23 protein-coding genes, 1 tRNA gene and 3 pseudogenes are annotated in these 21,494 nt (G+C 71.5%); 10 read left to right on the top strand and 17 right to left on the bottom strand.

All coding sequences use genetic code 11. The features are described 5' to 3' along the window. Nucleotides 1-81 precede the first annotated feature (81 nt). Both OG370_RS16635 and OG370_RS16630 read right to left on the bottom strand, forming a co-directional pair. Nucleotides 82-978: a carbohydrate ABC transporter permease gene (locus tag OG370_RS16635; RefSeq protein WP_328464993.1), complete on the bottom strand. Its 897-nt coding sequence runs from the start codon at nt 976-978 to the stop codon at nt 82-84. Nucleotides 979-989: 11 nt separating this feature from the next. Then, complete coding sequence (locus OG370_RS16630; RefSeq protein ID WP_328464992.1) at nt 990-1,964, bottom strand: carbohydrate ABC transporter permease; 975 nt, start codon at nt 1,962-1,964, stop codon at nt 990-992. 466 nt (nt 1,965-2,430) lie between these two features. Between OG370_RS16630 and OG370_RS16625 the strand changes: the two genes are divergently transcribed. The 4 genes from OG370_RS16625 (at nt 2,431) to OG370_RS16610 (ending at nt 5,114) form a co-directional block, all read left to right on the top strand. Continuing rightward, nucleotides 2,431-2,691: a DeoR family transcriptional regulator gene (locus tag OG370_RS16625; RefSeq protein WP_328464990.1), complete on the top strand. Its 261-nt coding sequence runs from the start codon at nt 2,431-2,433 to the stop codon at nt 2,689-2,691. Nucleotides 2,692-2,897: 206 nt separating this feature from the next. Continuing rightward, the gene (locus tag OG370_RS16620; RefSeq protein ID WP_328474175.1) at nt 2,898-3,308 is read left to right on the top strand and encodes a GntR family transcriptional regulator; all 411 of its coding nucleotides are present in this window, start codon (nt 2,898-2,900) and stop codon (nt 3,306-3,308) included. Beyond that, nucleotides 3,286-4,200 carry an ABC transporter ATP-binding protein gene (locus OG370_RS16615; RefSeq protein WP_328464988.1) on the top strand — a complete coding sequence of 305 codons (915 nt, stop codon included), beginning with the start codon at nt 3,286-3,288 and terminating at the stop codon, nt 4,198-4,200. The genes OG370_RS16620 and OG370_RS16615 overlap by 23 nt, the downstream gene beginning before the upstream one ends. Then, nucleotides 4,197-5,114, top strand: coding sequence for a hypothetical protein (locus tag OG370_RS16610; RefSeq protein WP_328464987.1), 918 nt, complete (start codon nt 4,197-4,199; stop codon nt 5,112-5,114). Before OG370_RS16615 ends, OG370_RS16610 begins: the two co-directional genes overlap by 4 nt. Nucleotides 5,115-5,257: 143 nt before the next feature. Here OG370_RS16610 and OG370_RS16605 read toward each other — a convergent pair whose 3' ends face one another. Next, the gene (locus tag OG370_RS16605; protein WP_328474173.1) at nt 5,258-5,827 is read right to left on the bottom strand and encodes a 2-deoxy-5-keto-D-gluconate 6-phosphate aldolase domain-containing protein; all 570 of its coding nucleotides are present in this window, start codon (nt 5,825-5,827) and stop codon (nt 5,258-5,260) included. A 64-nt stretch (nt 5,828-5,891) separates the two neighbouring features. Further along, a pseudogene (locus OG370_RS41490) lies at nt 5,892-6,245 on the bottom strand (2-deoxy-5-keto-D-gluconate 6-phosphate aldolase domain-containing protein); the annotation flags it as partial. A 183-nt stretch (nt 6,246-6,428) separates the two neighbouring features. Between OG370_RS41490 and OG370_RS41485 the strand changes: the two are divergent. The 3 genes from OG370_RS41485 to OG370_RS16590 all read left to right on the top strand — a co-directional run bounded on the left by OG370_RS41485 (nt 6,429) and on the right by OG370_RS16590 (nt 7,829). Next, entirely contained in the window at nt 6,429-6,653 is a 225-nt protein-coding gene (locus tag OG370_RS41485; protein ID WP_443060687.1) for a hypothetical protein, read from the top strand. A gap of 167 nt (nt 6,654-6,820) precedes the next feature. Continuing rightward, nucleotides 6,821-7,075 (top strand): hypothetical protein, encoded by a 255-nt coding sequence (locus OG370_RS16595; protein ID WP_328464985.1) that lies wholly within the window; start codon nt 6,821-6,823, stop codon nt 7,073-7,075. Nucleotides 7,076-7,211: 136 nt separating this feature from the next. Beyond that, nucleotides 7,212-7,829, top strand: coding sequence for a cupin domain-containing protein (locus OG370_RS16590; RefSeq protein WP_328464984.1), 618 nt, complete (start codon nt 7,212-7,214; stop codon nt 7,827-7,829). A gap of 165 nt (nt 7,830-7,994) precedes the next feature. Here OG370_RS16590 and OG370_RS16585 read toward each other — a convergent pair whose 3' ends face one another. From OG370_RS16585 to OG370_RS16560, 6 genes and pseudogenes are all read right to left on the bottom strand, one after another. Further along, nucleotides 7,995-8,333 (bottom strand): hypothetical protein, encoded by a 339-nt coding sequence (locus OG370_RS16585; protein ID WP_328464982.1) that lies wholly within the window; start codon nt 8,331-8,333, stop codon nt 7,995-7,997. A gap of 27 nt (nt 8,334-8,360) precedes the next feature. Continuing rightward, nucleotides 8,361-9,248: pseudogene (locus OG370_RS16580) on the bottom strand (cytochrome c oxidase subunit I); the annotation flags it as partial. Between the two features lie 420 nt (nt 9,249-9,668). Further along, a complete protein-coding gene (locus OG370_RS16575) occupies nt 9,669-10,409 on the bottom strand; it encodes a PIG-L deacetylase family protein (protein ID WP_328464980.1) in 741 nt (246 codons plus the stop codon). A gap of 29 nt (nt 10,410-10,438) precedes the next feature. Beyond that, nucleotides 10,439-11,422, bottom strand: a complete 984-nt coding sequence (locus OG370_RS16570) for a glyoxalase (protein ID WP_328464978.1) — start codon at nt 11,420-11,422, stop codon at nt 10,439-10,441. Nucleotides 11,423-11,589: 167 nt separating this feature from the next. Further along, nucleotides 11,590-12,000: pseudogene (locus OG370_RS16565) on the bottom strand (isochorismatase family protein); the annotation flags it as partial. Nucleotides 12,001-12,012: 12 nt separating this feature from the next. Further along, nucleotides 12,013-12,216, bottom strand: coding sequence for a hypothetical protein (locus OG370_RS16560; protein ID WP_328464977.1), 204 nt, complete (start codon nt 12,214-12,216; stop codon nt 12,013-12,015). A gap of 225 nt (nt 12,217-12,441) precedes the next feature. Between OG370_RS16560 and OG370_RS16555 the strand changes: the two genes are divergently transcribed. After that, nucleotides 12,442-12,939 carry a MarR family winged helix-turn-helix transcriptional regulator gene (locus OG370_RS16555; RefSeq protein WP_328464976.1) on the top strand — a complete coding sequence of 166 codons (498 nt, stop codon included), beginning with the start codon at nt 12,442-12,444 and terminating at the stop codon, nt 12,937-12,939. Between the two features lie 308 nt (nt 12,940-13,247). On the opposite strand, the gene OG370_RS16550 is transcribed toward OG370_RS16555, so the two are convergent. The 6 genes from OG370_RS16550 to paaA all read right to left on the bottom strand — a co-directional run bounded on the left by OG370_RS16550 (nt 13,248) and on the right by paaA (nt 17,485). Then, a tRNA-Arg gene (locus OG370_RS16550) sits at nt 13,248-13,320 on the bottom strand. 188 nt (nt 13,321-13,508) lie between these two features. Continuing rightward, nucleotides 13,509-14,630: a 1,2-phenylacetyl-CoA epoxidase subunit PaaE gene (gene paaE / locus OG370_RS16545; protein ID WP_328464975.1), complete on the bottom strand. Its 1,122-nt coding sequence runs from the start codon at nt 14,628-14,630 to the stop codon at nt 13,509-13,511. After that, nucleotides 14,630-15,151, bottom strand: coding sequence for a 1,2-phenylacetyl-CoA epoxidase subunit PaaD (gene paaD, locus OG370_RS16540; protein ID WP_328464973.1), 522 nt, complete (start codon nt 15,149-15,151; stop codon nt 14,630-14,632). Before paaD ends, paaE begins: the two co-directional genes overlap by 1 nt. Next, on the bottom strand, nt 15,145-16,059 hold the full coding sequence (gene paaC, locus OG370_RS16535) for a 1,2-phenylacetyl-CoA epoxidase subunit PaaC (RefSeq protein ID WP_328464972.1): 915 nt from the start codon (nt 16,057-16,059) through the stop codon (nt 15,145-15,147). The genes paaD and paaC overlap by 7 nt, the downstream gene beginning before the upstream one ends. Before the next feature lie 26 nt (nt 16,060-16,085). Continuing rightward, nucleotides 16,086-16,352, bottom strand: a complete 267-nt coding sequence (gene paaB, locus OG370_RS16530) for a 1,2-phenylacetyl-CoA epoxidase subunit PaaB (RefSeq protein ID WP_328474171.1) — start codon at nt 16,350-16,352, stop codon at nt 16,086-16,088. A 98-nt stretch (nt 16,353-16,450) separates the two neighbouring features. Next, nucleotides 16,451-17,485, bottom strand: coding sequence for a 1,2-phenylacetyl-CoA epoxidase subunit PaaA (gene paaA / locus OG370_RS16525; RefSeq protein ID WP_328464970.1), 1,035 nt, complete (start codon nt 17,483-17,485; stop codon nt 16,451-16,453). Nucleotides 17,486-17,802: 317 nt separating this feature from the next. On the opposite strand from paaA, the gene OG370_RS16520 reads away from it, so the two are divergent. Continuing rightward, a complete protein-coding gene (locus tag OG370_RS16520; protein ID WP_328464969.1) occupies nt 17,803-18,930 on the top strand; it encodes an LLM class flavin-dependent oxidoreductase in 1,128 nt (375 codons plus the stop codon). Then, nucleotides 18,927-19,580, top strand: a complete 654-nt coding sequence (locus tag OG370_RS16515) for an FMN reductase (protein WP_328464968.1) — start codon at nt 18,927-18,929, stop codon at nt 19,578-19,580. Before OG370_RS16520 ends, OG370_RS16515 begins: the two co-directional genes overlap by 4 nt. Before the next feature lie 86 nt (nt 19,581-19,666). On the opposite strand, the gene OG370_RS16510 is transcribed toward OG370_RS16515, so the two are convergent. Beyond that, nucleotides 19,667-20,965 (bottom strand): hypothetical protein, encoded by a 1,299-nt coding sequence (locus OG370_RS16510; protein ID WP_328464966.1) that lies wholly within the window; start codon nt 20,963-20,965, stop codon nt 19,667-19,669. Nucleotides 20,966-21,494: the final 529 nt, after the last annotated feature.

The raw sequence follows: 21,494 nt of genomic DNA, 5'->3' as shown, positions 1-21,494 counted from the left end.
GCGACGGTTCGGGGGCGGCGTCGCGGGCCGCGGGCTGCCTGTCGCGGGTTCGCTGCGGGATCGGTTCGGGATCGGTGCGGGCTACTTGATGCCGGTGAAGCCCATCGACTCCACCAGCCGCTTGCCGAAGAAGATCAGCAGCAGGGCGACGGGGACCACGGTGAGCACCGAGGCGGCCATCAGCCCGGTCCAGTCCGGCGCGGTGTTCGGGGACTGCTGGAGGAAGATCCCGAGTCCGGCGGTCAGCACCCGGGTGCTGGGGTCGGGGCCCACCAGCAGCGGCCACAGGTAGTCCTTCCAGGCCCAGACGGCCGTGATCAGGCCGATGGTGAACAGCGGCCCGCGGCTCATGGGCACGATCACCTGCCAGAACTGGGTCCACTTGCCGGCGCCGTCGATCGTGGCCGCCTCCTCGATCTCGCGCGGGATGGACAGGAAGAACTGGCGCAGGAAGAACACCGCGAACGGCGTCATCAGCAGCGTGGGCGCGACCATGCCGGCGAACGAGCCGAGCCAGCCCAGGTTCTTCATCAGCGCGAAGTTCGGCAGCAGCGTGAAGATCGGCGGGACCATCAGCGACATCACGAACAGCGAGAAGAGCAGGTTCCGGCCCCGGAAGCGCAGCCGGGCGAGCGCGTAGCCGGCCATGGCGCAGCAGAACGTCTGGACGGTCGCGATCAGCGCGCAGTAGATCAGGGAGTTGCGCAGGTAGAGCAGGAAGTTCAGTTGGGCGCCCGACCCGCCGGCGGCCTGGTTCTGGGCCAGGCTGGTCAGGCCGATCACCCGCTTGAAGTTGATCAGCGTGGGGTGGTGCGGCCACAACCCGGAGTTGTCGGCGAGCAGTTGGTGGGCCGGGGTGAGCGCGGTGCGCAGCATCCAGTAGAATGGGAACACCGTGACCAGCAGGGCCAGGATCAGCACGGCCCAGGCGAGGGTACGTCCGGTGGGCAGGCGCGGGGAGAGGGAGCGGCGGGGCATCGTCGGGACTCCTAGGCCAGGTCCGAGCGCGATGCGCGCAGCAGCCGCATCTGCACCATGGTCAGCACGCCGAGGATGAGGACCAGCGTCATCGCGACCGCGCTGGCGTAGCCCATTTCGAAGTGTTTGAAGGCCAGTTCGTAGATGTAGTAGTAGATGACGCGGGTGGAGTTGACCGGGCCGCCGGGACTGGGCGTGATCGCGACCGTGTCGAAGATCTGGAACGAGCCGATCACCGACACGACCAGCACCAGCGCGAGGACCGGCCGGATCAGCGGCAGGGTGAGCCGGAAGAACATCCTGATCTCGCCGGCGCCGTCCAGCAGCGCGGCCTCGTAGATCGGGTCGGGGATCTGGAGCATGCCCGCGTACAGCAGCAGCGCGGTGTAACCGGTGTAGGCCCAGGTGTTGGTGAGCGCGATCGTCGGCATCGACCAGGTGGTCGAGGAGAACCAGCCGTGCGTGCCGACGCCGACCGAGCTCAGCACGTGGTTGACCAGTCCGAGGTCGGCGTCGAACAGCCACAGGAAGAGCAGCCCCACGGTGACGTTCGGCACCAGCCAGGGCAGCAGCAGCATCACGCGGATGGCCACCGACCGGGTCAGCCGGAACATCAGCCCCGCCAGCACCACCGCCAGCACCGTCTGCGAGCCGACGTTGAGGACCACGTAGTAGGCGCTGACCTTCAGCGAGTTCCAGAACAGCGGATCGTGCAGCAGCGTCGAGTAGTTGGCCGCGCCCACGCCGTGCGGAGCGGAGAGCAGGTTGTAGTCGGTCGTGGAGAAGTACGCGCCGCGGATCGCCGGGTACACGTAGAACACCGCGAAGCCGAGCAGCACCGGCGCCAGGAACAGCAGCGCGACGGGTCCGTCCCCGCGTCGCCGGGGGCCGGGCCGCGGTCGGTGCCCCGTACGGTCCCGGGCTTCGGCTCGCGCCTCTCGCGCTGTTCCCGCCCGTTCGCGGGTCTGCGACGCACCACCGGCCACGGAGACTCCTTCAGTACGACTTTCCATAACTTTCTCTTCTCATCGCTTGGAGAGAAGTAACGACCTTCGGCCCGGCGTTGTCAAGGCTCTCGTCGGCAACGATCGCCGAAGTTCCGGTGCGGCGGAGGGGTTTGCCGGGATCGGGGTGAACGGCGGGGGAGCGGCGCCGCGGTCACGGGGGCGGCGCCGGCCGGATCGGTTCTGGCAGGCGTCCGAGCTGGCACTTTGTCGGTGCGTCAATGTTCTTGGCGGCAGCGCTAGTTCGCGGGGGCTGCGGGCGGACGACCGGCGGTGGGGTGGGCGTGCGCACGCGGGCGGGCGCCGCCTTCCAAGGGCCCGGGGGTGGGTCCCTTCGGGGTGGCCTCATGTCCGCATCGGAAGGCCTCGCCGACCCTTGACTTTCTAAAACTTTCCATCGATGCTCCCTGCGAGGCGTTTGCCCCGTCCCCGGATGAGAGTCGAGCCGATGCCAGAACAGCGCGCCGCGGCCCTGGCCGGCGGCCAGATCCACCCCGTCCCCGACGCACCGGCGCACGCCCGCGGCGCGCTGCTGCCGATCCAGCGCAAGCGCGCCATCCTGGCCATCCTGGCCGCCGATCGTGCGGTCGAGACCGCGCGCCTGGCCGCGCGCTTCGGCGTCTCGACCGTCACCATCCGGCGCGACCTCGGGCAGCTCCACGAGGAGGGGCGGCTGGAACGGGTCCGCGGCGGGGGCCGGCCGCGCTGACCGTACGGCGCCCCCTCGCCGCCGCCCCCGCCACGGTCCCACCGCCGTCCACGCCGCCGACCCGCCGACGTCCACGCCACCGCCCACCGCTGCCCCGCCACCGCCCCACCACCGCGCTCGCGCAACCGTGAGGTGCCGTTTGACGTGCGCGGAAGGCCCGTGCATGATTCCACTACTTGATTAGTGGAATGAGGGGTGCGGTGGCGATGTTCGCCTTCCGGATCGACCGGCAGAGCGGGGTCGCCAGCTACCTGCAGATCGTCCAGCAGGTCCAGCAGGCCCTGCGGTTGGGCCTCCTGGAGCCGGGCGACCGCCTGCCCACCGCCCGCGCGGTGGTCGAGGCGACCGCGCTGAACCCCAACACCGTGCTCAAGGCGTACCGCGCACTCGAGTCCCAGGGCCTGGTCGAAACCCGACGCAGGCACGGGACGTTCGTGGTGGGCACCCTCGGCGCCTCAGGCGCCGACTCACCCTGGCGGGCCGAACTCGCCGAGGTGGCCGCACGTGCCCATGCGGCCGGACTGGAACGCGACGACCTCGCCGCGCTGTTCGCCGCCGTACTCGACGATCTCCATCCACCGAAGGATTCCGGCCTTGTTCCCCACCAGCAGCGCTGACCCGGCGCTCACCGCGCGCGGCGTCACCAAGAGATATCGGCGCAGAGGCCCGGACGCGCTCGGCGGTTGCACCTTCAGCATCCCGGCCGGCGCCGTCTGCGCCCTCGTCGGACCCAACGGCGCGGGCAAGTCGACCCTGCTGGAGATCGCGGCCGGGTTCGAGCAGCCCGGCGCCGGCACCGTCGAGATCTTCGGGAAGCCGGCCAGGGCCGGCCATCCGCGAGTCTCCTACCTGGCCCAGGACCGGCCGTTGTTCCCCCGGCTCACCGCCGCGGACACCCTGCGCTTCGGCGCGCTCGCCAACAGCGCCAACTGGGACCGCGAGCTGGCCGAGCGGGTCGCCGACCTGGCGCGCTACGACCGCGACGACCGGATACGTGACCTGTCCGGCGGCGCGCGCGCCCGGATCGCGCTGGCCGTCGCCCTCGGCAAGCGCGCCGACCTGCTGCTGCTGGACGAGCCGATGGCGGAGGTGGACGTGCTCTCCCGCCGGGAGCTGATGGGCCTGCTGCTGGCCCACGCCGCCGAGACGGGCGGCACCGTGGTGATGTCCTCGCACATCATCTCCGACCTCGCCGACACCTGCGACCACCTGCTGTTGCTCGACCGCGGCCGGGCCCGCCTCTGCGGCGACATCGACGACCTCACCGCGTCCCACGCGATGGTCACCTACTCCGGGGGCGCCGATCGGCTCGCCGGCCACACCGTCGTCGAGTCCCGCCCGGCCGGCCGCGGCACCAGCGCGCTGATCCGCCCGGGAGCCGCGATCCCCGCCGACTGGGAGGTCCGGCAGCCCACGCTGGAGGAACTGGTGCTGGCCCACCTCGCCGCCCCGGACGCCCCCGACCTCGTACTCGCCCAGCAGCCCCACCCCGAGGAGTCCGCCGCGTGAGCGCCGCCACCGACACCGTGACGATGACCAAGTCCCGCCCCCGTGGGGAGCGGTGGCCGCTCACCCGGATCGTCTCGCGCCAGATGTGGCCCGTGGCCGCCCTGCTCCTGCTGGTCGCGCTGCGCATCGGCGCCTACCTGGTGTTCCACTACTTCGGCTGGTCCCACGCCGTGCACCTGCGCGCACGCATCGGCAAGCAGGAGTACGACTTCGGGCGGCACCCGGGCGACGCGCACGTCCGGACCGCCCAACTGCTCCAGGACGGCGCGCGCCTCGCCTTCCAGCCGGCCCTGTACGCCGCGGCGCTCACCGGTGTGGTCACCGGCCGCGAATGGCAGTCCCGCCGGGTCGCCCTCACCCTCGCGCAGTCCGTCTCCGCGCGGCGCTGGTTCGCCGCCCGCTGGGCCGGGCTGGCCGCGGTGGTCCTGGTCCTGGTCCTGCCGCTGGTGGTGCTGTACCGGCACAGCACCGTGCACGCCGTCCACCTCGACCTGCTGACCCACGGAATCGACCGGCACACCGCCTACTTCACCATCGGCCCGGTCACCGTCGCCTACGTGCTGCTCGGCGTCGCCGCCGGCGCCCTGACCGGAACCGTGCTGCGCCGCACCGTGCCCGCGCTGATCGCCGCACCCGCGCTGACCTGGCTGCTGACCGCCCTGCTGGTGCGCTCGCGGGTGGCACTGCTGATCGACTTCCCGGCCTGGTCGCGGGTCGGCGGATGGCACGCCGGCGGTGTGCTCGGCCTGCAGTTCTACGACGTGCTCCCGCAGGACACCTTCCTCGTCGACTCCCTGAAGCCGGGAGACTACTGGCCTTACCAGATCGCCCAGAGCGCGGTCGTGCTCGCGGTGGCGGCCGTGCTGACCTGGGCTGCGCTGCGCGTCCTGCGCCGCCGTACCGCGGGGTCCTGACCGCGCGGCCGCCGGGCCGGGCCGGACACATGCCGTCGAGTGCCCGGTCCGCCCGCCGCTCGGCGGAGCCGGTCACAGGGTCCGGCGGACTCCGCGCTGCCGCTCGATGTCCCCCGTGGCGGCCGGTCGTCGGCTGCCCGCTGTCACCAGAACCGGCCGCTGGTGCCGGGCAGTTCGCCGTCGCGTGCCATCAGGTAGCAGCGGGCGAAGTCGAGGTAGTTGGCGGTGATCCGCCGGCGGGCCTCACGGGCGGTGGAGCGGTGCCGCAGGTGTGCGTGCAGCGGGTCCCACCAGATGCTGCGGCCGATCGCGAACCCGACGAACCCGGCGACGGATGCCGCGACCTTCAGCCAGTGATCGAGCCGGTCGTGCGGTGCGTGCCGCCCGAGCACGATGCACTCGGCGTTGCGGCCGCCTCGGCGGGCGGCGGCCGGCACGGCCTCGGTGTCCTCGTGGCGTTCGAGTCCTTCGATCTTCCAGATCGCCGGCTGCACGCCGTGGTCCTGCAGGTACTCGATGACGGCGACCGTGAGGCCGGGGCGGATCTCGGCGTCGTACCGGTCGGTGTCGTCGCCCACGGCCTGCCGGTCGGAGTCGCTCGCCGGGACGAGCAGTTCCAGGATCAGCGGCCGGCCGGCGTCCTCGGCCCAGGAGGAGACCTGGGCCAGGTCGGCGGCCTGCTGGGCGCGACGGCCCGGGTCGAACCCCGGGATTGTCGCGGACCAGGACCTTCGCGTGGTCGGCGGGAAAGAACTCCGTATGCCGCCGCCACTGCTCGCCGTAGGCGAACTCGAACCAGTCGCTCCCGCTGGCCTCGATCGGCACGGACAGGTTGATCGCGCCGTCCGAGCGGCTCGCGAGTTCGACGACCGCCGCGCCGTACTGCCCGTCGATGAGGATGCCGGGCTGCGGGCCGGCCGGGAGTTCGCCCGCGGCGTCCAGCAGGGCCTGGTAGATCAGGAGCTTGTCGGCGCTGATCCGGGCCGCCTGAGCCGGTTCGGGGGGCCCGCCGAGCTGGTAGAGGTCCCGTTCCAGGCTGTTCCTGTGATCCGCCGCGAGAATGAGCAGCGCCTTCCCGTCGGGCGTGGCCGCTGCCGATTTCTCCGGCTCGGCGAGAGGAACGTCGGACATGGTGACCTCCCTGCGGCGGATCGCGATCGGCTACGCCACGGCGATGGGGCCGCTCGCCATCGCCCCGACGCTTTCGGCGGCGTTCGGTGCCGGCTTCCTGGCGGGCGTGGCACCATCTTCTTCCTGTCCACCGGCAACGCCACCGTCCAGCTCGCCTCCAACTCCCGTTACCGGGGGCGGGTGATGGCCCTGTGGTCGATCGCGCTCGTCGGCAGTACCCCGATCGGGGCCCCGATCATCGGCGCCGTCTCCCAGGGGCTCGACCCGCGCGTCGGCGTCGCTCTCGGCGCGCTCTCCTGCCTGGCCGCGGCAGCCGTCGGCCGCACCCCGCGGGCCCAGCGGCCGCCACGGGGCGCCGCGGCGACGATGACAGCTCCCGCACCAACCCGGCGGCCCTGGCGCAGGTGACGGCGCGGTGACGCGTCGGTGATCCGATCGTCCCAGGCTCTTCGTAGTGCCCCGGTACTCCGGTGCCGGGGGACGGCACACGCGACGAGAGGGGAAACCGTGTTCGCCCACCACTCCGCGTCCTCCCGGTCGTCCTGCCGGTATGCGGAACGCATGCCGTCGGGTCGATGCGGACGTTTCGGCCACTTCAGCCCCTTCGGCTCCTCCGGCCGATTCCGGCGCCCCTCCACTCCCTCCTTTCGCGCTGGATCTACGACGCGATCCTGCTGTCCGCCGTCGTGCTGGCGGCAACACAGCACGTGCTGGCCCGAGGAGCGGTCGTCGCCGCCTTCCTCGTCTACCGCGTCGCCGCCCGCCTGGTCATCCGTGGCTGGCGCACGCTGTCCGCACCCGGCCGCCCGGGCGCGGAGCCGCGTCGGTGACGGCCGGACGTGACTCCGCACCCACCCCGTCGACCACCCCGTGGACCGTCCACTGCCCGCACTGCCCGCACTGCCCGCACTGCCCGCACTGCCCGCACTGCCTGCACCGCCTGCACTCCCTGAAAGGACTTCCGTCATGACCCAGACCACCCGGTGCAGCACACCGCAGCCCATCCGTGACGGTCAAGGCGGCGCCGACCCCGGCCCCCGCAACACCCTCATGGACCTGCAGAACCCGGACGTCCTGGTCCCCCCGGCAACCGACGCCGGCACCATGCCCAGCCTGAAGTACCCCTTCGGCCAAGCCCACATGCGCCTGGACGCCGGTGGCTGGGCCCGCGAGGTCACCCAACGCGAACTGCCCATCGCCACCACCCTCGCCGGCGTCAACATGCGCCTCGAGCCCGGCGGCATCAGGGAACTCCACTGGCACCCCAACAACGACGAATGGCAGTACTACATCTCCGGCCAGGGCCGCATGGGCGTCTTCGCCAACTCCGGTCACAACCGCACCTACGACTTCCAGCCCGGCGACGTCGGCTACGTCCCCTTCGCCATGGGCCACTACATCGAGAACACCGGCGACACCCCCCTGAAAATGCTCGAGTTGTTCCGCGCACCCCGCTTCGAAGACGTCAGCCTCGCCCAATGGATGGCACCCACCCCGCGTGAACTCGTCCAGCACCACCTCAAAGTCGGCGACAACGTCATGAACTCCCTCCGCCGCGAGAAGCAGCCCATCTTCCGCCCCTGAACAACACAGGGGCGAACCCCAAGGGGTGAACGACAAGGGAAGCGACTGAACACCCCGCGCACCCCGTACACCCCGCCTCCGGCGACCGGACCCACCACCCGGCCGCCGGGCCGCCCCGTGCCGGTACCCTCGCCGCCCGAACGGACCTGCCCGGCAAGCCGGTTGTCACCGCAGCTTGAGCGCGAGCGTGCCGACGCCGGCGAGCAGGAACGTGCCGGTGGCCGTCACCGCCACGCAGCGCGCTTTGAGCCGCAGGTAGCGTTCCGCGTACTCGGCCCGCAGTTCGGCGGCGCGATCGCAGATCCGCTGGAACATCGCGTGCGCGGCGGCGGTGCGCTCGACGACGTAGACCCGCTCGACCTCCTCGCGCTGGGCGGTGGTGAGCCAGGGCAACTGGTCAGTGAAGGAGCGGGCCTGGCTGCGGGCCCGCTCCACCTCCGCGTGGCCCATGAGGTATCCCTCGATCCGCCACAGCCCGTGGTCGTCGTTCTTGTCCGGCTGCATGGGCGTGCCTTCGGTGGTCGGCGCGGGTTATCCGCGGCTGTCGCCGGAGGCGGCGGCTGTCGACGTGCGGGGGCGGTGGGCCTCGTCGTCGGCGGCAGCGATCTCCGGGTGGTGCAGGTCGAACGCGGGGGATTCGGAGCGCATCCGGGGCAGGGTGAGGAAGTTGTGCCGCGGCGGCGGGCAGGAGGTCGCCCACTCCATGGAACGGCCGTATCCCCAGGGGTCGTCGACCTCGACCTTCTTGCCGTACTTCGCGGTCTTCCAGACGTTGTAGAGGAACGGCAGCATCGACAGGCCGAGCAGGAACGAGCCGATCGTGGAGACCGTGTTCAGCGTGGTGAAGCCGTCGGCCGCGAGGTAGTCCGGGTAGCGCCGCGGCATTCCGATGACACCCAGCCAGTGCTGGACCAGGAAAGTGCCGTGGAAGCCGAAGAACAGCGTCCAGAAGGTGATCTTCCCGAGCCGCTCGTCGAGCATCTTGCCGGTCATCTTCGGCCACCAGAAGTGGAATCCGGCGAACATCGCGAACACCACCGTGCCGAAGACCACGTGGTGGAAGTGCGCGACCACGAAGTACGAGTCCGAGACGTGGAAGTCCAGCGGCGGCGCCGCGAGGATGACACCGGTCAGCCCGCCGAAGAGAAACGTGATCAGGAAGCCGATGGACCACAGCATCGGCGTCTCGAAACTCAGCGAGCCCTTCCACATGGTGCCGACCCAGTTGAAGAACTTCACCCCGGTCGGTACCGCGATCAGGAAGGTCATGCAGGAGAAGAACGGCAGCAACACGGCCCCGGTGACGTACATATGGTGTGCCCACACCGTCACCGAGAGGGCGGCGATCGAGATCGTCGCGGCGGCCAGCCCGATGTAGCCGAACATCGGCGTGCGAGCGAACACCGGGATGATCTCGGAATCGCACGCCAACTCGGCGTCCCTCCCGACCACCCCGCGGTCGCCATCTGCGGCGGCGCCATCGGCAATGCACTCGGCGTGTACATCGGCGCGGTTGCCAAGGAAGGCCCCGACGAGAACCTGCGCCGCTGGTTCCTCGACCTTCTCACCGCGACGCTCCGCGACGCGGGCTCACCGACCTGACGCCGCAGTCGACCTGACGCCGCAGCCGCCATGCCGGCGCGGGCTGCCTGCCGGACACCACCGGGCTCGGTGCCGCCTTCGGTCCGCATGCGCCCGCGGGCGGACGGCCCATCCCGCAGACCGTCGAGCCGGGCCCGGACCCGACCGCCAACGTGGACGGAAATCCTGCCCAGATGACGGCTGACGTGGGCCCGGCACCGCCGGCCGAGCGGACCTGAGCGCTGCAGTCGCCCGTGGTCAGCCCAGCCGGAGGACCTCGAAGGCTGACGCGTAGGTCACGCCCAGCCGGCTCCCGGCCGTCCGGCCGGACGACTCCAGGAATCCCTCGGCGTCGGCCATGTCCCCGCCCAGCCCGGCAAGGTAGGTCCGGTGTGCTTTGAGCGAGGCGACACCGCTCGCGAAGTGGCCGGTGATGTCGACCGCGTGCGCTGCCTCCGGCGAGCCCGCCGCGAGGACCATGCGAACGCCGTTCCAGGAGGGGTGGCCCTCGTCGGCGAGTTCCCGGAACACCCAGCCGTTGCCCGCGTCCCTGACACCGTCGAGCACCGCGCGGCCGACGGCGATGTGGTCGGCCTGGTTGGGAAACGACCCGCCGTAGGTGTCCCGGAAGTTCGTGGTGATCACGACCTCGGGCCGATGCCGGCGGACGCAGCGGGCGATGTCGCGGCGCAGCGGCAGCCCGTACTCGACCACGCCGTCAGGGTGGCCGAGGAACTCCACCACGTCGACGCCCACCAGCGCCGCCGACGCGATCTGCTCGGCCTCCCGAAGGGGGCCGCACTCGGCTGGGTCGAGGGAGGCGATCCCGGCCTCGCCGCTGGTGACCATGACGTAGACGACCGTCTTGCCCTGCGCCGTCCAGCGGGCCGCGGCCGCGGCCGCACCGTACTCCATGTCGTCCGGGTGGGCGACGATCGCCAGGGCGGTGTGCCAGTCCTCGTCGATCGGTTGGTGGCGCGTCGGCGCCTGCTCGGCCATCTGTTCCCGTCCTGTCGAAGTCCTGCTGGTCAGCGCAGGGTGCCGTCGTGGATTTCGGTGACGAAGCCTCCGGGGAAGCGGACCATGGCGCTGTGCCCGCCCTGACCGGCGTACGGGCCCCACAGGACGGTGGCGCCGTTGGCCCGGGCCTTGGCCAGGGTGGCGGTCAGGTCCGGCACGTCGATGCCGCTGACCTCGCCCCCGAAGGGGTAGTTGAAGTAGCCGTCCTTGGTCGAGATGACGACGGTGTTGCCGTACGCCGAGGTGATCGCGATGCGGTGGTAGGTGGTGCCCGGCTTGTCGATCTGGGCGCCGTCGGCGTGCGGGTCGTCCAGGACGACGCGGCCCTTGGTGAAGGCCAGGTAGGACTTCAGGAAGGCGGGGAGGGTGTCGCCGGGAACGTAGACCCGGTTGTCGGGCACCGTCGTCAGAGCCGGGAAGGGGTCGGGCGACAGCGTGGTCTCGTGCCAGAGCTGCGTGTCGATGCCACCGGGGAACTGGATGACGCTGTCGTGGCCGATCGGGTCGGGGAGGGTCGCGACCAGCGAGCCGGCTCCGGCCGCCTGGGCCTGCCGGGTTGCCGCGGCGGTGTCGGTGACGCCCCACCCGGTGCGTTCCTGGCCGAAGGGGTAGGGCACGGGGGTCGTGAAGTCGAACACCGAGAGCAGGGCCACGGGCGAGAAGACCTGGGTGGCCGGGGCGGAGCTGGGCGTGGGGGTGAGCTGCGTGGTGAACGGTTTGACGTAGCTGCCGCCGAACGTGCCCACCCAGCTCTTGGCGAAGGCTTCCAGCTGTCCCGGCTGCACGTAGACGTGGACGGCGCTGTACTGCGGGCCCAGTGCCACGGCCTTGGCCGGCGCCGCGACCCCCGAGGACTCCGGGGCCGCATGGGCCGGGGTGTGGGCGGAGGCCGCGGTCGATCCCGGGGCTCCCAGCACCCCCGCGAGGACCGCCGTGGCTGCGGCGCCCACCGAGATGATCCTGCCGTGCCTGCCGTATGACCTGACTCTCATGTCTGACCTTCCTAGTGGATGGGGGAACCCCGGCAGCGCGGACCGGTGGCAGCTGCCGGGGCACCCAAGCGGGTGGCTGATCGTGCTTGCCCTCAGGTCACCGCCGCGCCTCCCGCGCCGGTGCGCGTCGGAGGGGCGGCGGCCGGTGTGGGGGCGGCCTGTGGGCCTTATGCCTGGTAGGCGGCGGAGATCTGGCCGACCAGGACGGCGAACGGCATGTCGAGGGCGGCATAGAGGGCGCCGGACTCGGGAGCGGCGTTGTCGGCCAAGGCCTCGACCATGAGGGTGGCGTAGTCGCTGACCATGACGCCCGCCTGCTGCATCCGCAGCAGTCCGGCTTCCCGCTTGGTCCGGCTGAAGGTGCCGGAGGCGTCCACGGTGACGTACGCGTCGTACCCTGCGGCCGTCGCGGAGATCGCGGGCAGTGCCGCGCACACCTCCAGCGACACCCCGGCGATGATCAACTTCTGCCGGCCGGTGGCCTCGACGGCCTCGCGGACCCGGTCGTCGTGCCAGGCGTTGACCGTGCTGCGGTCAATGATCTTCTGCCCGGCGGGCAGCGCTTCGACCAGTTCGGGAGTGGTCGGCCCTCACATGCTGTCGGCCGCGGTGGTGGTGACGACCAGCGGGATGTCCAACACGGTTGCTGCCCGGGCCAGTGCCACCACGTTGTGCTTCAACTCGCCGACCGGGATGTCCCGGACGCCGGACAGAAGGCCCACCTGGTGGTCCACCAGCACGACGGCGGCGTTCTCCCTGGTGATCGACTCCTGGAACTTGCTGCGCTCGCTCATCATCCGCTCCTTCAGGGTTGGGCCGTGGTTCTCATTGGTCACCAAAATTGATAGTCAAACTTGGTGACTACTTTGACGCTATGCCTCGTCCCCCTGGGGTGCAAGCAATGGTCGGGAAGGGCAGCCCGGAATCCGGGGCGACGTCCGGGCCCACCGCGGGCGGACATCGCTAGAATCGCTGGTCACACACCACGGTGGCGGACGAGCGCCACGACGGGAGAGACGTTGACAGGACACCCGGCCCCCGAACCGGACCTCGGCGTGCTCGCCGCCCGGGTCCTGTTGTCCGTTCAGCGCGAGCTGTTCACCACGCTCGCCGAGCAGGGTTTCGACGACATCCACCCCCGCACCGGTGCCGTCCTCGCCCACCTGTGTGCCGACGGCATCCGCGCCAGCGAACTCGCCCGCGCCTCCGGACAGCACAAGCAGGTCATCGGCACCCTCATCGACGACCTCGAACGCATGGGCTACGTCGAACGCAAACCCGATCCCGCGGACCGCCGTGCCAAGCTGATCTACCCCACCGAGCGCGGCCTGCTCCAGATGGAGGCGGCCGCCTCCATCATGCGCGCCATCGAGGAGCGCCACGCGGCGGCACTGGGCGCGCAGGAGTACGCCGCCTTCAAGGCCGCCCTCCATCGTGTGGCCGAACTCCAGCGCGAGACCCAGCGCAACAGTCAAGGCAGCGGGACGTCAACAGGGCAGCCGAGCGACCCCATGTGAAGAGCAACTCGCCTCCGCCGAGGCCACGTTGCAGCACCCCAAGCTTGCCCGCGAGACCGCGCCGGACCCCCGCCGTCGGGTGCGTAGCCGCCGAACAGGCCCACATGGCGCTTGGCTTGAGGGATTCCACCGCTCTCGGGTGACCACGTGTGAGCGGGGGTCCGCGTGGAACTCCCGGACCTGCTCCAGCCCGGCGGCGGCCATCGCCGCCCGGGAGGCGGCGCCGGCCGCAGCCATGGCGTGGGCCCAAGATTGCGTAATCGACTGTCGGGCCGACAAAGATGCAGGTCAGAACTGGTCTGACGTTGTGCCCCAGGCAGGATTCGAACCTGCGACACCGGCTTTAGGAGAGCCGTGCTCTATCCCCTGAGCTACTGGGGCGGGGATGTGCGCACCACCGAAGTGGTGCGGTGACACTGTACCGGTTGCCGGCGGGTCGCCGCGGAGCCGTACGGACCTCGCGGTGCGCCTCGCGGTACGGGACCGCGCGGGCAGCCGGCCGCGCGGGGGCGGGGCCGGGCGTACGGCGGGGGTGGGCCCGTACGGCAGGGGCGGCTCGCTCCCGCGGATCAGGCGTCGTAGTCGACGGTGAGCGTGTCCGACGCGGGGAAGGACTGGCAGGTCAGCACGTAGCCGGCGTCGACCTCGGCGGGTTCGAGGGCGAAGTTGCGGCGCATGTCGGCCCGGCCCTCGGTGATCTTGGCGCGGCAGGTGCCGCAGACGCCGCCCTTGCAGGCGAAGGGCAGGTCGGGGCGGGTGCGTTGGGCGCCGTCGAGCAGCGTCGTGCCGATGGGCAGGGCGGTGGTCGTGGTGCGGCCGTCGAGGATGAGGGTGACCTGGCTGACCGGGCCCTCGACGGTGTCGTCCGCGTGGCGCAGGGGCGTGATCGGCTCGTCGTCGGCGAAGAACAGCTCCTGGTGGACGCGCTCGTCGGGTATGCGCAGCCGCGCGAGCAGGTCCCGGGCGTCGGTGACCATGCCGTGCGGGCCGCACAGCCACCAGTGGTCGACGCTCGGCACGTCGACCAGGCCGTCGATGAGCGCGGCGAGCCGGTCCGCGTCCAGGCGCCCGGACAGCAGTTCCGCCTCGCGCGGCTCTCGCGACAGCACGTGCCCTATCTGGAACCGCGCCGGGTGGACGTCCTTCAGGTCGGCCAGCTCGTCGGCGAACATCACCGTGTCGCTGCGGCGGTTGCCGTAGAAGAGGGTGACCTGCGAGACGGCGTCGGCGGCGAGCACGGACTCGGCGATGGACAGCATCGGGGTGATGCCCGAGCCGGCGGCGATGAGCACATGATGCCCCGGAGTGCCGAGGTCGGGGGTGAACGCCCCGCTGGGCGCCATCACCTCGACCCTGTCGTCAGGGCGCAGGTCGTTCACCAGCCACGAGGAGAACAGCCCGTCGGGCACGACGCGTACCCCTATACGGGGCGCCTCGCCCGCGGGCGAGCAGATCGAGTAGGAGCGGCGCTCGTCGCGCCCGTCCACCATCCGCCGCAGGGTCAGCGACTGCCCGGGCCGGTGGGCGAACTCCTCGGCCAGCTCGGCGGGTACGTCGAAACCGACGGTCACGGCGTCCTCGCACAGCGGCCGCACCTCGCTCACCCGCAGGGAGTGGAACGCGGGTCGCCGCCGCGCGCGTACGGTCCCGCCCGCCGTGTCGGCGGCGGCCGTGCCGGTGGTGGGGGCCATCACAACTCCTTGACGTGCTCGAAGGGTTCCAGGCAGCCGCGGCAGCGCCACAGCGAACGGCAGGCGGTCGCCGAGAAGCGCGACGTCTGTTCGGTGTCGGTGCTGCCGCAGCGCGGACAAGGGACGGCCTGCCGGGTGGCGCCGAGTACCAGCGGCACCGGCCCTGCCGCCCTGCGCGGCGCCGGGCCGGGTGGCGCGATGCCGTGCTCGCGCAGCTTGCGCCGGCCTTCGGGGCTGATCCGGTCGGTGCTCCACGGCGGGTCGAGCACCGTGCGGATCTCGACATGCGCGAACCCGGCCGCGTGCAGCCGCGCCGCCACGTCGGCCCGCATCTCCGCCAGTGCGGGGCAGCCCGAGTACGTGGGTGTGAGGCTGGCGACCACCGTGCCGTCCGGCGTGGTGCGCACCTCGCGCAGCACCCCGAGATCGGCGAGGGTGAGCATCGGCAGCTCGGGGTCGGGGGCCTCCGCCGCGATCCTGCGGGCCCGCTGCTCGTCGAGGCGGGTGGGTGCGGTCACCATGTCGCCTCCGGGTGGGCGCGGGCCACGCTCTGCAACTCCTCCAGCAGCGGGGCCAGATGTTCGGTGTGCTCGCCGTGCCGGCCCCGGTACGGTGCCGCGGGCCGCTCGGGCAGGTCGAGCCCGGCAGCCACCACCACCTGCCGCAGTACGCCCAGCGTCTCCTCGCGTACGGGGCCGGAGATCTGTACGGCGTCGGCATCGGCGGCCGGGGCGGCCGGGGCGCCTCGGACGGCGGTGCCGGTCGCGGCGAGGACTTCCTCGACGTACGGCGCGAGGTCCTCCAGGGCGGCGCGCATCCGGCGGTGCGACTCCTCGGTGCCGTCGCCGAGCCGCACCACCCAGTCGGCGGCGTACTGCCGGTGGTAGGTCAGCTCGGGCACCGCCTTGGCCGCGATCGCGGCGAGCACCGGGTCGGGGCCGGCGGCGAGGCAGCCGAGCAGCGCGAGCCGCCAGGTCGCCAGGACCAGCAGCCGGGCGACGGTGAACGCGAAATCCCCGTTGGGCAGTTCGGCGAGCGCCACGTTGCGGAAGTCGCCGGGATCGCGGAAGTAGGCGTACGCGTCCTCGCCGCGGTCGGTGCCGTCGACCTGGCCGCAGCGCGCGTACAGCATCCGGGCCTGGCCGAGCAGGTCGAGGCCGATGTTCGCGAGCGCGACCTCCTCCTCCAGCTCCGGAGCCCTGGTGCACCACTCGGCCAGGCGCTGGGCGGCGACCAGTGCGTCGTCGCCCAGGGCGAGGCAGACCGCGGCGAGTTCGGCCGCGTCCACGCCGTCGGGCAGCGTGGTGTCGACGCCGTGCAGCGGGTCGGCGAAGCCGGTGCCGAACGCCCAGCGGGTGTCCGTGTCGCCGTGCTCCTCGGTCAGGGAGAGGTAGACGTGGTCGTCGTCGGCCGTCTCGGTGCGGTCCATGCGGTCTGCCTCCTTTCGGGTGCGCTTCAGATGTGGGGGACGTCGTCGGGGATGTCGTAGAACGTCGGGTGGCGGTAGACCTTGTCGGCGCTCGGCGCGAAGAACGGGTCCTTCTCGTCGGGGGTGGACGCGGCGATGTGCGAGGAACGGACCACCCAGATCGACACCCCTTCGTTGCGACGGGTGTAGAGGTCACGGGCGTGCGTGAGCGCCATCCTGTCGTCGGCGGCGTGCAGCGATCCGACATGGACGTGGTTCAGCCCGCGCTTGCCCCGCACGAACACCTCGTACAGCGGCCAGTCGCCCTTGCCGGCGGGCGCCGCACCGGCGGCTTCGCCGGGCCCGCCGGAGCCGGAGCCGCTGTCGACGCCGTTGCCGTTGTCCGTGCCGCTCATGCTGCTGCCCCTTCGCGTTTCGTCCCCGCGGCCGCCCGCTCGGCCCGCTCGGCCTGCTTCGCCGCGTGGGCGGCGGCCGCCTCGCGTACCCAGGCCCCTTCCTCATGCGCGGCCGCGCGGCGCTCGATCCGCTCGGTGTTGCACGGTCCGTTGCCGGCTATCACCCGCTGCAACTCCGACCAGTCGGGCGTGCCGAAGTCGTGCCGCCCGCGCTCCTCGTTCCACCGCAACTGCGGGTCGGGCAGGGTGACGCCGAGCTTCTCCGCCTGGGGGACGGTCATGTCGACGAACCGCTGGCGCAGCTCGTCGTTGCTGTGCCGCTTGATCTTCCACGCCATGGAGGCGGCCGAGTTGGGCGAGTCGCCGTCGGGCGGCCCGAACATCATCAGCGAAGGCCACCACCAGCGGTCCACCGCGTCCTGCACCATGGCGCGCTGCGCCTGCGTCCCGCGCATCATCGTCAGCAGCAGCTCGTAGCCCTGGCGCTGGTGGAAGGACTCCTCCTTGCAGATCCGCACCATCGACCGCGCGTAGGGACCGTACGAACTGCGGCACAGCGGCACCTGGTTGCAGATCGCCGCGCCGTCCACGAACCAGCCGATCACCCCGACGTCGGCGAACGTGGGGGTCGGGTAGTTGAAGATCGACGAGTACTTCTGCCGGCCGGAGATCAGCCGCCCGGTCAGGTCCGCCCGGTCGGCGCCGAGGGTCTCGGCCGCGGAGTACAGATACAGCCCGTGGCCGGCCTCGTCCTGCACCTTCGCGAACAGGATCGCCTTGCGTCGCAGCGACGGCGCTCTCGTGATCCACTCACCCTCGGGCTGCATGCCGATGATCTCCGAGTGCGCGTGCTGCGCGATCTGCCGGACCAGCGTCCGGCGATACCCCTCGGGCATCCAGTCGCGCGGCTCGATCCGCTGATCCCTGTCGATCGTCGCGTCGAAGCCGGCCTGGAACCGCCGGCCCTCGGGGTCCCGGTCCCGGTCCCGGCCTTCGTCCTGGTCCGCGGCGCGCGCGGGTCCTGCGGTCATCGCTGCCTCCCAACCGACCATTCGTTCGGTTCGAGTCTCGCTGATTCCGGCGGCCCGCGCAAGCACGGGAGGGCGGACCTGTGGACAACTGCGGAGCTGTGGACAACCGCGGGAGTCGGCCGCGGCGGGTGGCGGTGGCGGGGGCGGGGGCGGCTGGAGCCTAGGCGCGGAGCGGTGGCCGGGTGGCGCGGCCGGCGGGCAAACGGGCCCGGCGGGCCGGCGGGCCGGCCGTGGGGGTGGGGGCGGCGGGGAATAGCGCGCTGTGGTGGAATGTTCGTGTGGTTGAACAATCAACCAGATGGGACGGTGGGACAGAGATGCAGTTCGGAATCTTCACGGTCGGCGACGTCACGACCGACCCGACCACGGGCCGTACGCCGAGCGAGCACGACCGGATCAAGGCGATGGTCGCGATCGCGTCGAAGGCCGAGGAGGTCGGGCTGGACGTCTTCGCGACCGGCGAGCACCACAACCCGCCGTTCGTGCCGTCCTCCCCGACCACCATGCTCGGCTACATCGCCGCGCGGACCGATCATCTGATCCTGTCCACGTCCACCACCCTCATCACGACCAACGACCCGGTGAAGATCGCTGAGGACTTCGCGATGCTCCAGCACCTCGCCGGCGGCCGCGTCGACCTGATGATGGGGCGGGGAAACACCGGCCCGGTCTACCCGTGGTTCGGCAAGGACATCCGCCAGGGCATCCCGCTCGCGGTCGAGAACTACGCACTGCTGCACAAGCTGTGGCGCGAGGAGTCCGTGGACTGGGCCGGCCGCTTCCGCACCCCGCTGCAGTCCTTCACCGCCACGCCCAGGCCGCTGGACGGCGTGCCCCCGTTCGTCTGGCACGGCTCCATCCGCAGCCCGGAGATCGCCGAGCAGGCCGCGTACTACGGCGACGGTTTCTTCGCGAACAACATCTTCTGGCCCAAGGACCACTTCAAGCGGCTGATCGGCCTGTACCGCGACCGCTTCGCCCACTACGGACACGGCACGCCCGAGCAGGCGATCGTCGGCCTGGGCGGTCAGGTGTTCATGCGGAAGAACTCGCAGGACGCGGTGCGCGAGTTCCGCCCGTACTTCGACAACGCGCCCGTCTACGGGCACGGCCCGTCCCTCGAGGAGTTCACCGAGCAGACACCGCTCACCGTCGGCTCGCCGCAGGAGGTCATCGACAAGACGCTGACCTTCCGCGAGTCCTTCGGCGACTACCAGCGGCAGCTCTTCCTGATGGACCACGCGGGCCTGCCGCTGAAGACGGTCCTCGAACAGCTCGACATCCTCGGCGAGCACGTCGTTCCCGTGCTGCGCGAGGAGTTCGCCAAGGGGCGCCCGGCACAGGTTCCGGACGGCCCCACCCACGACGCGCTGGTCGCACGCCGCGACCAGGGCGGCCAGGACCCTGCCGGCGCCCCGGCCGACACCCAGGAGGTGCGGGCATGACGAAGCAACTGGTCGTGGTCACCGCGGGCCTCGGCAAGCCGTCGTCGACCCGGCTGCTCGCCGACCGCCTGGCGGCCGCCACCGCGCGGCACGCCGACGTCGACGTCCAGGTGATCGAGCTGCGCGAACTCGCCACCGACATCGCGCAGAACATGGTCACCGGCTTCCCCTCGCCGCCACTGAGCGACGCCGTCGAAGCCGTTACCTCCGCCGACGGTCTGATCGCCGTCACCCCGGTGTTCACCGGCTCCTACAGCGGACTGTTCAAGTCGTTCTTCGACGTCATCGACAAGGACGCCCTCACCGGCCTGCCCGTGCTGGCCGCGGCGACCGGCGGAACCGCCCGGCACTCCCTGGTGCTCGAGCACGCGATGCGGCCCCTGTTCGCCTACCTGCGGGCAGTGGTCGTACCCACCGCGGTGTACGCCGCCTCCGAGGACTGGGCGTCGGACGGCGACGGCGCACTGGCCGCCCGCGTCGACCGTGCCGCGGCCGAACTCGCCGCGCTCCTGGGTGCCCGTCCCGGCCGGCCGCTGCACCCGGCCGACGGGACGGAGCACCTGGGGGAGCCGCGGGAGCCGGCCCGGGCGGACGGCATGGAAGTGGTGCCGTTCGCGCAGCAGCTCGCCGCGCTCGCCGTGGAAGGTTGACGTCTTCGGACGGAAGATGACGCGCGTCTTCGAAAGGGTGACTTCTCCGGCGGCGGGTTGACGGCGGAAGGCCACGAAGGCGCGCGCTAAGGGGCGGTGGCCTTCGGGCCGCTTCCGCGACGGCGGTCGTCCAGGAACTCGACGACCGCCAGCGCCGCGAGCGCCGCAAGCGCGATCCAGAAGATGACCATCCCGGTCGGGTACGACCACAGGAGAAGGACGACCACCGCCACCAGGACCACCAACCAGTGCAGCAGGTGGCGATACCGGTGCACCCACGGCCCCACCGGCCCCAACGACACCCCTGTGGCATCCCTGGCCGCCGCGAGCCCCGACTCCCACGCCGACCTGACCCGCGCCGCCCACCGCCCGGCCCCGCTCAGCCACGCGCCGAGGGCCACGACCACCCCCAACACGATCACCGTGCGCACCGTCTCCCGCAGAAAGTGCACGATCTGGTCGTAGACCACGCCCGCCGCCCGCTCGTCGACGTCCGTCGGAAGGTGGTCCAGGTAGACGATCCGGAAGACCGTCAGGCCGATCCCCAGCACCGCCGCCCCCGCGGCGATCGCCAGCGCCGCGGTCACCAGCGCCCGCCGCCGGCGTGCCGCCAGCAGCACCCCGACGCCGGCCAGCAGCACGGTGACCACGGGCAGCCAGTTCCCGGCCAGTTGCAGCACCCGGAACCCCGTTCTAGCCCGTTTGACGTCATCCGACTCCAGCAGCGTGAAGTCCGTGTGCACCGGCGGAATGTGCGACGCCACCGTCAGCCCGCGGTCCACCAGCCGCTGCTTGACCTGCTCGACGACCGGCGCCAGGTCGAGCGTCACCGCGTCACCGTTGATCCGCACCGCGCTGTCGCTGTTCCCGGTGAGCGCGCCGATGAAAGCGGCGTGCGTGCGGCGGTTGAGCTGCGTCCACAGGGTCTTGAAGGCGTCGCTCGCCACGAAGGAGGCGACCGTCTGGTGCACGAGGTCCCTGATGCCTTGGGTGATCGGACCGCCCAACGCGCCCAACGCCGCCTTGACGCCGGGCCGCTTGTCCGGCGCCACCTGCGACAGCAGGGTGTCGATGTCGATCCGCCGCATGACCGCATCAGTGACGGTGGTGGCCACTGCCGCCTGGACTTCGGGTTTCGACGCCAGTGGCCCGACCGTACGCACATAGCGGTCGGTGTTCGCCATGTCGTCCGCCACCCACACGGCGACCGCGCTCAGCGGCGCCAGCAGCGCGGCCAGGATGATCAGGACGGCTGACAGCGCCGACCGCAGCCTGTGGCGCGCGGGGCGACCTGCGCGCAGGGCGTCGAGTTCCGCCCGCTCCCCGGAGCCGAGCGGTGCCTGGCTCGCGCCTTCGGAGTGCGTGCCGTCCGCGTCGCCGGCCATCCGCACCCTCCCCTCGCCACCTCGCCGAACCGCTCGGGCACTCCGTCCCTCCGACCCCAGAAAACGGCCTCGGCGCACGCACCGCGCGCGGTGTTAGTGCGTACGTGAACAGCCGCGGTCGTTTCACGTGCGGGTGACCGTCGATCACGCGGATCTGCTGATCGGCGGACCATCGCACCGGCGCACGGCAACCCGGGAGCGCCGTACACCGCCGTGCGCCGATGTGCTCATCGGGCCGCGCCATCCGGGTGACACGGCGTTAGCCGCACGGAGCCCTCGGATAAAGATCGTTTTGTCGGTGCCGCACACCCGGTGAAGCACGGGTCGCGTGGCGGTCGGTCACACGAAGGGCACGCCGGTGGACGTTCGTCTGCTGCTCAGGGCACGCAGGGCTGTGACAGGACCGGCCCCGTCGAGCGGCACCGCGGGCCGCCCGCCCGCCGTGCCGCCGGCTCGCAACCCGCTCGCGCGCCCCGCCGACCACCGCGCGGCCGACCGCTCCGTGACCGTCATCGCCTCCCGGGACGGT

Source organism: Streptomyces sp. NBC_00448, from assembly GCF_036014115.1.
Classification (GTDB): domain Bacteria; phylum Actinomycetota; class Actinomycetes; order Streptomycetales; family Streptomycetaceae; genus Actinacidiphila.
Note: the sequence above shows the minus strand (reverse complement) of the source record. Positions and strands in the feature narration are given on the sequence as shown.